Below are 14,922 nucleotides of genomic sequence, written 5' to 3' on the forward strand. Positions count from 1 at the left end.
TAAAGCCATTATTGCAAGAATATTATTCATATACATGAATATACTCTAAATAAGTCGAGTTGCAGGAAGGGAACAAATAATGAATTTCCAGAAGCTTACATAAGTAAGTGACCTGGGTGAGCGAACATCGATGCAGCACATGCAACTTGAATTATGACAAGTATACAAAGATAAATTTAGATACCCTATGTTATATATTATCTATGTCCGGTTAAATTGAATGAGTCATGGCCTTAAAAGACATCGCAAAAGATAATTTCTCTTTAACAATAAGCCAGATTTACCACTTGTAAAAATTGCTATCGCCACATACACTACGCGCGTTTTCTTTCCCTTTTGCTGGCTGCTGACCGGAAAGACAAAATTACCCTCGCAATACAGGGGGTTGATTAACGTCTATATTTCAGGACAGCGTTATGCATCATCTTTCAAGGCTTGATAAAGCCTTTCTGCGCAAAGGGATCCAACTTTCCCGCGCCAACAATATTGTTTCATTATGTCGTCCATCAGGAGCCAGTGCCCGCGTACTGCTGCCGGACGAACTGCCGCTGGAAGAAAAAGCAGTAACACAACTGCTTGATTTTGCAGAAGTGAAGCTACCAGACCACCCAGGTTATGTGCGCCAGACGTGCGCGACGCCAGATTTTCATCCCGGCAATGGCGTCCCCGTTGGCGCGGTGGTGGCCTCAACGCCGGATTTAGTCATTCCTGCGGCCATCGGCACCGATATTTCTTGTGGCATGCGGCTGCTGACGACCGGATTAACCCTTGAGCAAGCCGAAGCGAATAAAGAAATAATCACTCAGCGGTTAACACAAGTGTTACTGCAGAATGAGCGCGATGTTCCGTTATCCGCACGAGCGTTCACCGCGCTTTTTGATGGCGGACCGGCAGATTGCATGTCGGCCTTGCCATCAGCAGGTCTCTGGACACGCACGAATATCCTCCGAATGGTACAAGAGATTGACCGCTGCATTGGGCTTAACGAGCATAACAGTCATTCGCGTTATGCCCCACCCGCCCTGCTGGCAACGGACCGCGCATTACTCCGCGATCCTTGTCTGGGTACGCCGGGTTCAGGTAATCATTTTATTGAACTTCAGGTGGTTGATAGCGTGGTCGATCGCCATGTGGCCTGGCAACAAGGGCTGAAAACGGGCGATATCGTGGTGATGATCCACAGTGGATCGCGAGATGTCGGCTTTTACGTCGGACGACGCTGGATGGACCGTGCCCGTGCTGAATGGCCCGCCGGGCATAAACACCCACAAAGCGGGTTATATGGTCTGGCTGGTGGACTGGCGGAGGAATATCTACAAGCGATGGGAATGGCGGCACGTTACGCATGGTTAAATCGCGTGACAATTGCCGAAATGGTGCGCGTATGTTTTGCCGATTTATTTCATCAGGATGATTCACATCTGGTGGTGGATGTGCCGCATAACATCATCCTTCACGAGCATGATATGAATATTCATCGCAAAGGTGCAACACCGGCACGCGCGGGCGATCTGGCGTTAATCCCCGGTTCCATGGGTGATTATTCCTGGCTTGCGGTTGGTTGCGGCAACCCGAAGTGGCTGTGGTCTTGCAGTCACGGAGCAGGACGCAGCCAGCGTCGGCAGGCCATGCGCTCACGCGCGACTGAAGAGTCAACGCTGCCGTGCCAATGCGTCACATTGCGCGAAGAACGACGTCTTGAAGAAGCGCCAGCGGCTTATAAAGATATTGGTCCGGTTATCGAAGCTCAACAAGAAGCCGGATTAATTCAGCCAGCGGTTAGATTCCGACCGTGGTTAACATTTAAAGCATAAAAAAGGCCATCATACGATGGCCAACCATGTCGAAACCGACAGCCCTTCGCCATTCCTGTAGAGGGAAGCGGCGAGGGCTATTTCTTATTACAGATATTTATTTCAGAACAGTTTTCAGTGCTTCACCGATATCCGCCAGGCTGCGAACGGTTTTCACGCCTGCGGCTTCCAGAGCAGCGAATTTCTCATCCGCAGTCCCTTTCCCACCGGCAATGATGGCACCCGCGTGGCCCATACGCTTGCCTTTCGGCGCAGTTACACCAGCGATGTAACCTACAACTGGCTTGGTAACGTGCTCTTTGATGTACGCAGCCGCTTCTTCTTCAGCGCTACCGCCGATCTCACCGATCATCACGATCGCTTCGGTCTGCGGATCTTTTTCGAACATTTCGAGGATGTCGATAAAGTTAGAGCCAGGGATCGGGTCGCCGCCGATACCGACACAGGTCGACTGACCGAAACCGTAATCCGTGGTCTGTTTAACCGCTTCATAGGTCAGTGTACCGGAACGGGAAACGATACCCACTTTACCCGGTTTGTGAATGTGACCAGGCTGGATGCCGATTTTACATTCACCCGGAGTGATAACGCCCGGGCAGTTCGGGCCGATCATGCGTACGCCAGCTTCGTCCAGTTTCACTTTCACCGTCAGCATATCCAGCGTCGGGATGCCTTCAGTGATGGTGATAATCAGTTTGATACCTGCGTCGATGGCTTCCAGAATGGAGTCTTTGCAGAACGGAGCCGGTACGTAGATAACAGAAGCGGTAGCGCCAGTGGCAGCAACGGCTTCACGCACGGTGTTGAACACCGGCAGACCAAGGTGGGTAGTACCGCCTTTACCTGGGGTTACGCCGCCAACCATTTTAGTGCCGTATGCAATGGCCTGTTCAGAGTGGAAAGTCCCCTGGCTACCAGTAAAGCCCTGGCAGATAACCTTGGTGTTTTTATCAATTAAAATGGACATTATTTCCCCTCCACTGCGGCAACAACCTGCTGAGCTGCATCCGTCAGACCTTTTGCTGCAATAATATTCAGGCCGCTGTCAGCCAGTTTCTTCGCGCCGAGTTCGGCGTTGTTACCTTCCAGACGTACCACGACCGGTACGTTAACACCCACTTCCGCTACCGCGCCGATGATACCGTCAGCGATCAGGTCGCAACGAACGATACCGCCGAAGATGTTAACCAGAACGGCTTTCACTTTGTCGTCAGAGAGGATGATTTTGAATGCTTCGGTTACACGTTCTTTGGTTGCGCCACCGCCAACGTCCAGGAAGTTAGCCGGTTCGCCGCCGTGCAGTTTAACGATGTCCATGGTGCCCATCGCCAGACCTGCGCCGTTAACCATACAACCGATGTTACCGTCCAGCGCAACGTAGTTCAGTTCCCACTGTGCAGCCTGTGCTTCACGTGGATCTTCCTGCGACTGGTCGCGCATTTCGCGCAGATCAGGCTGGCGGAACAGTGCGTTGCCGTCAGCGCCCAGTTTGCCGTCGAGGCAAATCAGATCGCCCTGTTTGGTGATGACCAGCGGGTTGATTTCGATCAACGCCAGGTCGCGCTCCAGGAAAATGGTCGCCAGGCCCATGAAGATTTTGGTGAACTGCTGAACCAGTTTACCTTCCAGACCCAGTTTGAACGCCAGCTCGCGTCCCTGATACGGCATCGGGCCAGTCAGCGGATCAAGCGCAACTTTGTGGATCAGGTGCGGAGTTTCTTCCGCCACTTTTTCGATTTCCACGCCGCCTTCGGTGGAGGCCATAAAGACCACGCGACGGGAACTACGGTCTACAACGGCACCAAGATACAGCTCTTTAGCGATATCGGTCGCTGCTTCAACCAGAATCTGGTTAACCGGTTGACCATTGGCATCTGTTTGATACGTTACCAGACGCTTGCCCAGCCAGTTTTCTGCAAAAGCACGGATGTCTTCTTTGCTGTTTACAACTTTCACACCGCCCGCTTTACCGCGGCCACCAGCGTGAACCTGACATTTCACTACCCACGGACCGGCACCGATTTTTGAAGCGGCTTCTTCTGCTTCGCGCGGAGTAGTACAGGCATAACCCACCGGTGCTGGTAAGCCATAGCGGGCAAACAGTTGTTTTGCCTGATATTCATGTAAGTTCATGTGTTCTGTCCATCCTTCAGTAATCGTTATCTTTTAAACCGTAGACCGAATATTTCGTATCGCTTCCGGGTATTGTCGGTCACCCGTAGGCCTGATAAGACGCGCAAGCGTCGCATCAGGCATCGCGTGTCGGATGCGGCGCGAGCGCCTTATCCGACCTACATCGGTGCTTCCCGTAGGCCTGATAAGACGCGTTAAGCGTCGCATCAGGCTTCAATTGCCGGAGAAAGCGATAATGCCTCATCCGGTCTACAGTGCAGGTGAAACTTAAACTACTACACGTCCAGCAGCAGACGCGTCGGATCTTCCAGCAACTCTTTGATCGTTACCAGGAAGCCCACGGACTCGCGACCATCGATCAGACGGTGATCGTAGGACAGCGCCAGGTACATCATCGGCAGGATCTCAACCTGACCATTCACTGCCATCGGACGATCTTTGATAGCGTGCATACCCAGAATTGCGCTCTGCGGCGGGTTGATGATAGGCGTAGACATCAGGGAACCGAACACACCACCGTTGGTGATGGTAAAGTTACCACCGGTCAGATCTTCAACCGTCAGCTTGCCGTCACGGCCTTTAACTGCCAGCTCTTTAATTTTCTTCTCGATGTCTGCCATGCCGAGGGTATCGACATCACGCAGAACCGGCGTCACCAGGCCGCGCGGCGTAGATACCGCCATGCTGACGTCGAAATAGTTGTGGTAAACCACATCATCGCCGTCGATAGAAGCATTCACTTCCGGATAACGTTTCAGGGCTTCAACCACTGCTTTAACGTAGAAGGACATAAAGCCCAGACGGATGCCGTGACGTTTTTCAAACGCTTCACCATACTGCTTACGCAGATCCATAATCGGCTTCATGTTGACTTCGTTGAACGTGGTCAGCATGGCAGTAGAGTTTTTCGCTTCCAGCAGACGCTCTGCCACACGCTTACGCAGGCGAGTCATCGGAACACGTTTTTCGCTACGTGCAGCCAGAGCCGGTTGCGCCGCCGTAGTAGCTGCTGCTGGTGCAGACTCTTTCGCCGGGGCTTTCGCCAGATGTTTTTCCACATCTTCACGGGTCAGACGACCACCTACACCGGTGCCTTTAATGGCGCTGGCATCAAGATTGTGTTCAGCCAAAAGGCGACGGATCGCCGGGCTTAAGGCATCGTTGTTTTGCTCTTCCAGAGACGCCTGTTGGCGTTGTGCCGGAGTTGACGCTTTCTCTTCAGATTTGGCGCTGGTTTCTTTACCGGCGCTGTTGCCTTCACGCAGGCGACCAAGGATCTGACGAGACGTTACGGTTGTACCTTCATCTTCCAGAACCGCATCCAGAATGCCGTCTGCTGATGCCGGTACTTCCAGTACCACTTTGTCAGTTTCGATTTCTACCAGCACTTCATCACGTACGACTGCGTCGCCGGGTTTTTTATGCCAGGTTGCGACGGTGGCATCGGCTACGGATTCAGGCAGGTCAGGGACCAGAATATCTACGCTACTCATTGTGTATCCTTTATTTATTCGACGTTCAGCGCGTCATTAACCAGATCTTGTTGCTGTTTCTGGTGAACGGACATATACCCTACCGCCGGAGAGGCGGAGGCCGGGCGGCCTGCATAACGCAGAGAAGCCCCAAACGGAATCACTTCACGGAAATGATGCTGGCTGCAGTACCATGCGCCCTGGTTGAGCGGCTCTTCCTGGCACCAGACAAAATCCTTGACGTGAGCAAACTGCTGCAACACTTCCTGCATCGCTTTATGCGGGAACGGGTAGAGTTGCTCGATACGCACGATGGCGACATCGTGTTGATTGTTCTTACGACGTTGTTCCAGCAGGTCGTAATAAACCTTACCAGAACACATCACTACGCGCTTCACACCCTTAGGATCAAGCTCGTCGATTTCACCAATGGCAGGCAGGAAGGTGCCGTTCGCCAGTTCTTCGAGGCTGGAAACCGCCAGCGGATGACGCAGCAGGGATTTCGGCGACATCACCACCAGCGGACGACGCATCCCGCGCAGCGCCTGACGACGCAGCATATGGTAAACCTGTGCCGGGGTAGACGGTACGCACACCTGCATGTTTTGTTCAGCACAAAGTTGCAGATAACGTTCCAGACGCGCGGAGGAGTGCTCCGGCCCCTGCCCTTCGTAACCGTGCGGCAGCAACATCACCAGGCCACACATCCGCCCCCATTTCTGTTCGCCAGAGGAGATGAACTGGTCGATAACCACCTGCGCACCGTTGGCAAAGTCACCAAACTGCGCTTCCCAGATGGTCAGCGTGCGCGGCTCTGCGGTGGCATAACCGTATTCAAACGCCAGCACTGCTTCTTCAGACAGTACGGAGTCCCAGACGCGGAACGCGCCCTGACCATTATGGATATGTTGCAGGGGCGTGTAAGTGGAACCGTTGGACTGGTTGTGGATCACCGCATGACGATGGAAGAAGGTACCGCGACCGGAGTCTTCACCCGACAGGCGGACCGGAATGCCTTCATCAACCAGCGTGGCGTAAGCGAGGTTTTCCGCGCCGCCCCAGTCGAACAGTTTCTCACCGGCAGCCATTGCCTGGCGATCGCCATAAATCTTGGCAACGCGAGACTGCATTTCAACCGCTTCCGGCACCGTACTGATACGTTTAGCCAATTCCTGCAGGCGCTTCATCTCAACTTTGTTCGGGTACTCTTCGTCCCATTCGTGGTTGAGGTACGGCGACCATGTGAAAGAGTGCATGTTCATCGGACGCCACTCTGCTACCACGCAATCGCCAGCATCCAGCGCATCACGGTACAGGTTAACCATCTCGGTGGCATCTTCCAGCGTCGCGACTTTTTCCTGCTCCAGCTTGTCAGCGTAGATTTTGCGCGGCGTCGGATGTTTTTTGATTTTCTGATACATCAGCGGCTGAGTTGCACTCGGCTCGTCGGCTTCGTTGTGGCCGTGACGGCGGTAGCACACCAGGTCGATGAAGACATCACGTTTAAAGGTGTTACGGAAATCGAGCGCCAGACGGGTCACAAAGGCAACGGCTTCCGGATCATCCGCATTAACGTGGAAAATCGGTGCCTGTACCATCTTGCCGATATCAGTACAGTACGGCGTAGAACGGGCATCCATCGGGTTAGAGGTAGTGAAACCGACCTGGTTGTTGATAACGATACGTACCGTACCGCCAACTTCATAACCACGCGCTTTCGACATGTTCAGGGTTTCCTGAACCACGCCCTGCCCGGTCACTGCGGCATCACCGTGGATGGTGATTGGCAGCACTTTGTTGCTGCTCGGCTCATCGAGTCTGTCCAGACGGGCGCGAACAGAACCGATAACTACCGGGCTTACAATCTCAAGGTGAGACGGGTTAAACGCCAGCGCCAGGTGAACCAGGCCGCCATCGGTCTGGAAGTCAGACGAGAAGCCCATGTGGTATTTCACGTCGCCCGTGCCTAGGTGTTCTTTATGTTTACCGGCAAACTCGTCGAACAAGTCTTGCGGTTTTTTACCCAGCACGTTAACCAGCACGTTCAGACGACCACGGTGCGCCATCCCAAGAACCACTTCACGGGTGCCGCTATTGCCAGCATGGCGGATCATCTCTTTAAGCATCGGGATTAACGCGTCACCGCCTTCCAGCGAGAAGCGTTTTGCGCCCGGGAATTTTGCGCCGAGGTAACGTTCAAGGCCTTCAGCGGCGGTCAGTTCGCTTAAGAAGCGTTTTTTCTCTTCGCTATTGAAAGTCGCGCGACCAGACTCGATACGCTGTTGGATCCAGCGTTTTTCTTCGGTGCTGGTAATGTGCATGTACTCGGCACCAATCGGGCCGCAGTAGGTTTGCTTGAGGGCTTCCAGCAGCTCGCCGAGTTTCATGGTTTCTTTGCCGCTGGCAAATGAACCGACGTTGAAGGTCTCCTGGAAGTCTGCTTCGGTCAGATCGTGGAAAGACGGATCCAGATCGGCCACTTTATCTTGCTGCCACAGTCCCAGCGGATCGAGATTCGCATGCTGGTGACCGCGGAAGCGGTATGCGTTAATGAGCTGCAGGACTTTAACCTGCTTCACATTGGTGTCAGGGTCGGAGATCGTTGAAGAGTAACGTGAAGCGTCTTTCGCCAGGCGGCGGAAATATTCACGCGTTTGAGAGTGGAATTGATCCGGTTTGACTCCCGTACCAGGTAACTGCTGGAACGTCGAACGCCAGTTAGCGTCAACCGAGTCAGGATCGGTTAAGAAGTCTTCATAGAGCTGTTCTATCCAGCTCTGGTTTGCGCCAGAGAGGTAAGAAGAGTCCAACCAGGCTTTCAAAGCGCTGTTCTGCATCGTGATCCCTTAAGCATCTTTTTTATGCTTACTTCGCCGTGGATACTACCACGCACAGTGATGTGCGTGCCGGGGTTCACTTGCGAGCTCTTGTCTACGTAGTGGCTCGCGAAGGAACCTTTAAAAACTGTCTTAGTGTCAGGGGCAGTTTTTAAAGATTTCCTGCATTTCTTTTGTAGGCCGGATAAGGCGTTCACGCCGCATCCGGCGCTGTTTGCCTGATGCGACGCTTGCGCGTCTTATCAGGCCTACGATTCCTGCATTTCTTTTGTAGGCCGGATAACGCATTCACGCCGCATCCGGCACTGTTTGCCTGATGCGACGCTTGCGCGTCTTATCAGGCCTACGATTTCTGCATTTCTTTTGTAGGCCGGATAAGGCGTTCACGCCGCATCCGGCACTGGTTGCCTGATGCGACGCTTGTGCGTCTTATCAGGCCTGGGTTTACGCATTACGCTGCAACAACATCGACTTGATATGGCCGATGGCGCGCGTCGGGTTCAGCCCCTTCGGACATACACTGACGCAGTTCATGATGCTGTGACAGCGGAATACACTGAATGCATCGCTCAAACCGTCGAGGCGGCTGTCAGTCTCGGTATCACGGCTATCGATCAGGAAACGATATGCCGCTAACAAGCCTGCCGGGCCGATAAACTTATCGGGATTCCACCAGAAAGACGGACAAGAGGTTGAACAACATGCGCAGAGAATACATTCATACAGCCCGTCGAGTTTTTCGCGCTGCTCTGGCATCTGTAAATGCTCGCGAGCTGGCGGATTTTGTCCATTATTCAACAGGTAAGGCTTAATTTTCTCATATTGCGCATAGAATTGTCCCATGTCTACCACCAAATCGCGGATCACCGGTAAACCTGGCAGCGGGCGAATCACAATCTTCTTGCCCGGCTGGTTGAGTGCCGAAATCGGGGTAATACAGGCCAGACCATTCTTACCGTTCATGTTCAGACCGTCGGAACCGCACACACCTTCACGGCAGGAACGACGGAACGACAGGCTGGGATCTTTCTCTTTCAACTGGATAAGCGCATCCAGCAGCATCATGTCGCGACCTTCTTCCGCTTCCAGGGTGTAATCCTGCATACGCGGAGCATCATCAACATCCGGGTTATAGCGATAAATTGAAAACTCGAGTCTCATTTTCCTGTCTCCGCATTAGTAAGTACGAATCTTCGGCGGGAATGCCGGGCGCAGTTTCGGTTCCATGTTGACGCTTCGGCGCGTCATGGATTCCGACTCTGGCAGATACAGGGAGTGGCACAGCCAGTTTTCATCATCACGATCTGGGAAGTCGAAGCGGCTATGCGCGCCACGGCTTTCGGTACGGAAGTTGGCAGAAACAGCCGTTGCATACGCCGTTTCCATCAGGTTATCCAGTTCCAGGCATTCAACGCGCTGGGTGTTGAACTCGCTGGAAGTGTCATCCAGACGGGCATTTTTCAAACGCTCGCGGATCACTTTCAACTGCTCAAGCCCTTTTGCCATCGCATCACCTTCACGGAAGACCGAGAAGTTATGCTGCATACATTCTTGCAGTGCTTTACGAATCGCCACTGGATCTTCACCATTACGGTTGTTGTTCCAGCGATTCAGACGCTCCAGAGACGCTTCAACATCAGACTCGCTGGCATCGCGCAGTGCGCCCTGCTCGGCAATAGACTCTTGCAGATGCAGGCCCGCTGCGCGACCAAAGACCACCAGGTCCAGCAGCGAGTTGCCGCCAAGACGGTTAGCGCCGTGTACCGATACACAAGCGATTTCACCTACCGCGAACAGCCCCGGAACAACCACATCTTCGCCTTTCTCGTTCACCGTCAGCGCCTGACCGGTCACTTTGGTCGGAATACCGCCCATCATGTAGTGACAGGTTGGGATAACCGGAATCGGCTCTTTCACCGGATCGACGTGTGCGAAGGTACGGGAGAGTTCAAGGATACCCGGCAGACGGGATTCGAGAACTTCTTTACCCAGGTGGTCGAGTTTCAGTTTTGCATGTGGCCCCCATGGACCATCACAGCCGCGACCTTCACGGATTTCGATCATGATGGAACGCGCCACCACGTCACGGCCCGCCAGATCTTTGGCGTTCGGCGCATAACGCTCCATAAAGCGTTCGCCATGTTTGTTCAGCAGATAACCGCCTTCACCACGGCAACCTTCGGTGACCAGTACACCCGCACCTGCTATACCGGTCGGGTGGAACTGCCACATCTCCATATCCTGCACAGGTACACCTGCACGGATAGCCATGCCGACGCCATCGCCGGTGTTAATGTGCGCGTTGGTGGTGGACTGATAAATACGCCCTGCCCCGCCGGTTGCCAGCACAGTCGCACGGGCTTTGAAGTAAACCACTTCACCGGTTTCGATGCACAGTGCGGTACAACCAACTACCGCGCCATCCTGGTTCTTCACCAGATCCAGCGCATACCACTCGGAGAAAATGGTGGTGTGGTTTTTCAGGTTCTGCTGATAAAGCGTGTGCAACAGTGCGTGACCGGTACGGTCAGCTGCCGCCGCAGTACGTGCCGCTTGCTCGCCACCGAAGTTTTTCGACTGGCCGCCAAACGGACGTTGATAGATACGACCATCATCAAGACGCGAGAACGGTAGCCCCATGTGTTCCAGTTCCAGAATCGCTTCCGGCCCGGTTTTACACATATATTCAATCGCGTCCTGGTCACCGATATAGTCCGACCCTTTTACGGTGTCGTACATATGCCATTCCCAGTTATCTTCATGGGTATTACCCAGCGCAACGGTAATGCCGCCTTGCGCAGAAACGGTATGGGAACGGGTCGGGAAGACTTTGGAGAGCAGCGCACAGGTTTGGCCGCTCTGGGAAATTTGCAGCGCCGCGCGCATACCTGCGCCACCGGCACCAATCACAACTGCATCAAATTCTCTGACTGGCAATTTCATCACACACCCCACACCACAACGAATCCATAAATCACGTAAACCACCAGTGCAACGACAATCACCAGTTGCAGCATCAGGCGCAAAGCCAGTGGTTTAACGTAGTCGGTCAACACCTGCCACATGCCGATCCAGGCATGGATCAAGATAGAAAACAGCGCCAGCAGGGTGAACACTTTGGTGAACGCAGAGGCGAAGAAACCAATCCAGACTTCATATGTCAGCTCGCCACTGGTAGCGAAAAAACCGACCATATAAATGATGTAGAGCGTCAGGACGATAGCGGTAGCGCGAACGAGGATAAAATCATGTACGCCATTGCGTCCTAATGCGGAGGCGTTGCTTACCATACGAGGACTCCTGCGAGAAGTGAAAGCACGACAGTAATAACAAAGGAGATTTTGGCGGAGCGTTTACCCGCTTCGAATGTTTCTTCCAGATAGCCAAAATCCATCATCATGTGGCGAATACCTACGACGACGTGATACGCCAGAGCGGTAAGGATGCCCCACATGATAAATTTGACGAAGAAGCTGCCCATAATCGCGGAAGCTTGCTCGAAACCTTCAGGGGAAGAGAGGCTGGTACCCAGAAGCCACAGCAGGATGCCCACTGCAACAAAGGTGATCACACCGGAAACGCGATGGAGAATGGACGCTATCGCCGTGACGGGGAACCGGATGGTCTGTAGGTCCAGATTAACAGGTCTTTGTTTTTTCACATTTCTTATCATGAATAACGCCCACATGCTGTTCTTATTATTCCCTGGGGACTACGGGCACAGAGGTTAACTTTCTGTTACCTGGAGACGTCGGGATTTCCTTCCTCCGGTCTGCTTGCGGGTCAGACAGCGTCCTTTCTATAACTGCGCGTCATGCAAAACACTGCTTCCAGATGCGAAAACGACACGTTACAACGCTGGGTGGCTCGGGATTGCAGGGTGTTCCGGAGACCTGGCGGCAGTATAGGCCGTTCACAAAATCATTACAATTAACCTACATATAGTTTGTCGGGTTTTATCCCGAACAGTGATCTGGGTCACGATAACAACATTTATTTAATTTTTAATCATCTAATTTGACAATCATTCAACAAAGTTGTTACAAACATCACTAGGAAAAGCATATAATGCGTAAAAGTTATGAAGTCAGTATTTCACCTAAGATTAACTTATGTAACAGTGTGGAAGTATTGACCAATTCATTCGGGACAGTTATTAGTGGTAGACAAGTTTAATAATTCGGATTGCTAAGTACTTGATTCGCCATTTATTCGTCATCAATGGATCCTTTACCTGCAAGCGCCCAGAGCTCTGTACCCAGGTTTTCCCCTCTTTCACAGAGCGGCGAGCCAAATAACAAACGGGTAAAGCCAGGTTGATGTGCGAAGGCAAATTTAAGTTCCGGCAGTCTTACGCAATAAGGCGCTAAGGAGACCTTAAATGGCTGATACAAAAGCAAAACTCACCCTCAACGGGGACGCAGCTGTTGAACTGGATGTGCTGAAAGGCACGCTGGGTCAAGATGTTATTGATATCCGTACTCTCGGTTCAAAAGGTGTGTTCACCTTTGACCCAGGCTTCACTTCAACCGCATCCTGCGAATCTAAAATTACTTTTATTGATGGTGATGAAGGTATTTTGCTGCACCGCGGTTTCCCGATCGATCAGCTGGCGACCGATTCTAACTACCTGGAAGTTTGTTACATCCTGCTGAATGGTGAAAAACCAACTCAGGAACAGTATGACGAATTTAAAACGACGGTGACCCGTCATACCATGATCCACGAGCAGATTACCCGTCTGTTCCATGCTTTCCGTCGCGACTCGCATCCAATGGCAGTCATGTGTGGTATTACCGGCGCGCTGGCGGCGTTCTATCACGACTCGCTGGATGTTAACAATCCTCGTCATCGTGAAATTGCCGCGTTCCGCCTGCTGTCAAAAATGCCGACCATGGCCGCGATGTGTTACAAGTATTCCATTGGTCAGCCATTCGTTTACCCGCGCAACGATCTCTCCTATGCCGGTAACTTCCTGAATATGATGTTCTCCACGCCGTGCGAACCGTATGAAGTTAATCCGATTCTGGAACGTGCTATGGACCGTATTCTGATCCTGCACGCTGACCATGAACAGAACGCCTCTACCTCCACCGTGCGTACCGCTGGCTCTTCGGGGGCGAACCCGTTTGCCTGTATCGCCGCAGGTATTGCTTCGTTGTGGGGACCAGCGCACGGTGGTGCTAACGAAGCGGCTCTGAAAATGCTGGAAGAAATCAGCTCCGTTAAACACATTCCGGAATTTGTTCGTCGTGCGAAAGATAAGAATGACTCTTTCCGCCTGATGGGCTTCGGTCACCGCGTGTACAAAAACTACGACCCGCGCGCCACCGTCATGCGTGAAACCTGCCACGAAGTCCTGAAAGAGCTGGGCACGAAGGATGACCTGCTGGAAGTGGCTATGGAGCTGGAAAACATCGCGCTGAACGACCCGTACTTTATCGAGAAGAAACTGTACCCGAACGTCGATTTCTACTCTGGTATCATCCTGAAAGCGATGGGTATTCCGTCTTCCATGTTCACCGTGATCTTCGCTATGGCACGTACAGTTGGCTGGATCGCCCACTGGAGCGAAATGCACAGTGACGGCATGAAGATTGCCCGTCCACGTCAGCTGTATACCGGCTATGAAAAACGCGATTTTAAAAGCGACATCAAACGTTAACTGCTGATTCCTAAGCAGTAAATTCTGTTAACCCGCCTTTAAAAGGCGGGTTAATTTTTATCTACCTGAACACAAAAAAATGTAAAAATAAAATTAATTAACCGGCTGACATTAATATTGCAAAATAATAGAATTGTTCATTTTATCGGCAAAATAATAAGTTTTAATTAAGGTATCTGCTTTTAGTTACATTTATAACCTCATGAAAATGAGGTATATCTCTCTCATTCCCCCGATAACATTCATTAAATTATTAATTCATCACATCAATTAGTTAACCTTGCATTTAATATAATTAATAATATTTTTAAGTAAAACTAAAAACATTCGACAATCAAATAAGATATTCTGATATCGCTATACTTTTTCTATTTCTGTAAAGGACTCAGTTATGTTTAAAGGACAAAAAACATTGGCCGCATTGGCCGTATCTCTGTTATTCACTGCACCGGTTTATGCAGCTGATGAAGGTTCTGGTGAAATTCACTTTAAAGGTGAGGTTATAGAAGCACCATGTGAAATACATCATGATGATATTGATAAAGAAATTGAGCTAGGTCAGGTGACCACCAGCCACATTAATCAGTCTCATCACAGCGATGCGGTTGCTGTCGACCTGCGTTTAATCAACTGCGACCTGGAAAACTCTAATAACGGTTCCGGTGGCAAGATTTCTAAAGTCGCGGTCACCTTCGATAGCTCAGCGAAAACCACTGGCGCAGATCCGATACTCAACAATACCAGCACTGGCGAAGCCACCGGTGTCGGCGTGCGTTTAATGAATAAGGATCAAAGCAATATCATTTTAGGCACTGCTTCTCCGGATATCGACCTGGCACCAACGTCCAGTGAACAAACACTGAACTTCTTTGCCTGGATGGAACAAATTGATCAAGCGACACCAGTAACGGCAGGGGCTGTTACAGCGAATGCAACCTACGTACTGGATTATAAATAAGCGTTATTGGGCGGCATCACTGCCGCCTTTCTTAAAATATTTA

Annotated in this window: 12 protein-coding genes; 4 read left to right on the plus strand and 8 right to left on the minus strand. The window is 51.7% G+C overall.

Annotated features, from left to right (window positions below):
• Nucleotides 1-416 precede the first annotated feature (416 nt).
• Nucleotides 417-1,814: an RtcB family protein gene (locus AACU19_RS09510; RefSeq protein WP_039021233.1), complete on the plus strand. Its 1,398-nt coding sequence runs from the start codon at nt 417-419 to the stop codon at nt 1,812-1,814.
• 97 nt (nt 1,815-1,911) lie between these two features.
• On the opposite strand, the gene sucD is transcribed toward AACU19_RS09510, so the two are convergent.
• The 8 genes from sucD to sdhC form a co-directional block, all read right to left on the minus strand.
• Nucleotides 1,912-2,781 (minus strand): succinate--CoA ligase subunit alpha, encoded by an 870-nt coding sequence (sucD, locus tag AACU19_RS09515; RefSeq protein WP_000025458.1) that lies wholly within the window; start codon nt 2,779-2,781, stop codon nt 1,912-1,914.
• The gene (sucC, locus tag AACU19_RS09520) at nt 2,781-3,947 is read right to left on the minus strand and encodes an ADP-forming succinate--CoA ligase subunit beta (RefSeq protein ID WP_001048602.1); all 1,167 of its coding nucleotides are present in this window, start codon (nt 3,945-3,947) and stop codon (nt 2,781-2,783) included. Before sucC ends, sucD begins: the two co-directional genes overlap by 1 nt.
• A gap of 275 nt (nt 3,948-4,222) precedes the next feature.
• The gene (gene odhB / locus AACU19_RS09525; protein WP_000099835.1) at nt 4,223-5,440 is read right to left on the minus strand and encodes a 2-oxoglutarate dehydrogenase complex dihydrolipoyllysine-residue succinyltransferase; all 1,218 of its coding nucleotides are present in this window, start codon (nt 5,438-5,440) and stop codon (nt 4,223-4,225) included.
• A gap of 14 nt (nt 5,441-5,454) precedes the next feature.
• Nucleotides 5,455-8,256 carry a 2-oxoglutarate dehydrogenase E1 component gene (sucA, locus tag AACU19_RS09530; protein WP_105278153.1) on the minus strand — a complete coding sequence of 934 codons (2,802 nt, stop codon included), beginning with the start codon at nt 8,254-8,256 and terminating at the stop codon, nt 5,455-5,457.
• 444 nt (nt 8,257-8,700) lie between these two features.
• On the minus strand, nt 8,701-9,417 hold the full coding sequence (gene sdhB / locus AACU19_RS09535) for a succinate dehydrogenase iron-sulfur subunit SdhB (RefSeq protein ID WP_001235263.1): 717 nt from the start codon (nt 9,415-9,417) through the stop codon (nt 8,701-8,703).
• 15 nt (nt 9,418-9,432) lie between these two features.
• On the minus strand, nt 9,433-11,199 hold the full coding sequence (gene sdhA, locus AACU19_RS09540; RefSeq protein ID WP_000775547.1) for a succinate dehydrogenase flavoprotein subunit: 1,767 nt from the start codon (nt 11,197-11,199) through the stop codon (nt 9,433-9,435).
• A complete protein-coding gene (sdhD, locus tag AACU19_RS09545; protein ID WP_000254365.1) occupies nt 11,199-11,546 on the minus strand; it encodes a succinate dehydrogenase membrane anchor subunit in 348 nt (115 codons plus the stop codon). The genes sdhA and sdhD overlap by 1 nt, the downstream gene beginning before the upstream one ends.
• On the minus strand, nt 11,540-11,944 hold the full coding sequence (sdhC, locus tag AACU19_RS09550) for a succinate dehydrogenase cytochrome b556 subunit (protein WP_000263355.1): 405 nt from the start codon (nt 11,942-11,944) through the stop codon (nt 11,540-11,542). Before sdhC ends, sdhD begins: the two co-directional genes overlap by 7 nt.
• A 380-nt stretch (nt 11,945-12,324) precedes the next feature.
• On the opposite strand from sdhC, the gene AACU19_RS09555 reads away from it, so the two are divergent.
• The 3 genes from AACU19_RS09555 (at nt 12,325) to AACU19_RS09565 (ending at nt 14,879) form a co-directional block, all read left to right on the plus strand.
• Nucleotides 12,325-12,432, plus strand: coding sequence for a hypothetical protein (locus AACU19_RS09555; RefSeq protein WP_123057340.1), 108 nt, complete (start codon nt 12,325-12,327; stop codon nt 12,430-12,432).
• Nucleotides 12,433-12,637: 205 nt separating this feature from the next.
• Nucleotides 12,638-13,921 (plus strand): citrate synthase, encoded by a 1,284-nt coding sequence (gene gltA / locus AACU19_RS09560; RefSeq protein ID WP_097737713.1) that lies wholly within the window; start codon nt 12,638-12,640, stop codon nt 13,919-13,921.
• A 391-nt stretch (nt 13,922-14,312) separates the two neighbouring features.
• Nucleotides 14,313-14,879 (plus strand): fimbrial protein, encoded by a 567-nt coding sequence (locus AACU19_RS09565; protein WP_000472411.1) that lies wholly within the window; start codon nt 14,313-14,315, stop codon nt 14,877-14,879.
• The last annotated feature ends 43 nt before the right edge of the window (nt 14,880-14,922 follow it).

The organism is Escherichia sp. MOD1-EC4550 (genome assembly GCF_963876935.1).
GTDB lineage: Bacteria > Pseudomonadota > Gammaproteobacteria > Enterobacterales > Enterobacteriaceae > Escherichia > Escherichia coli_F.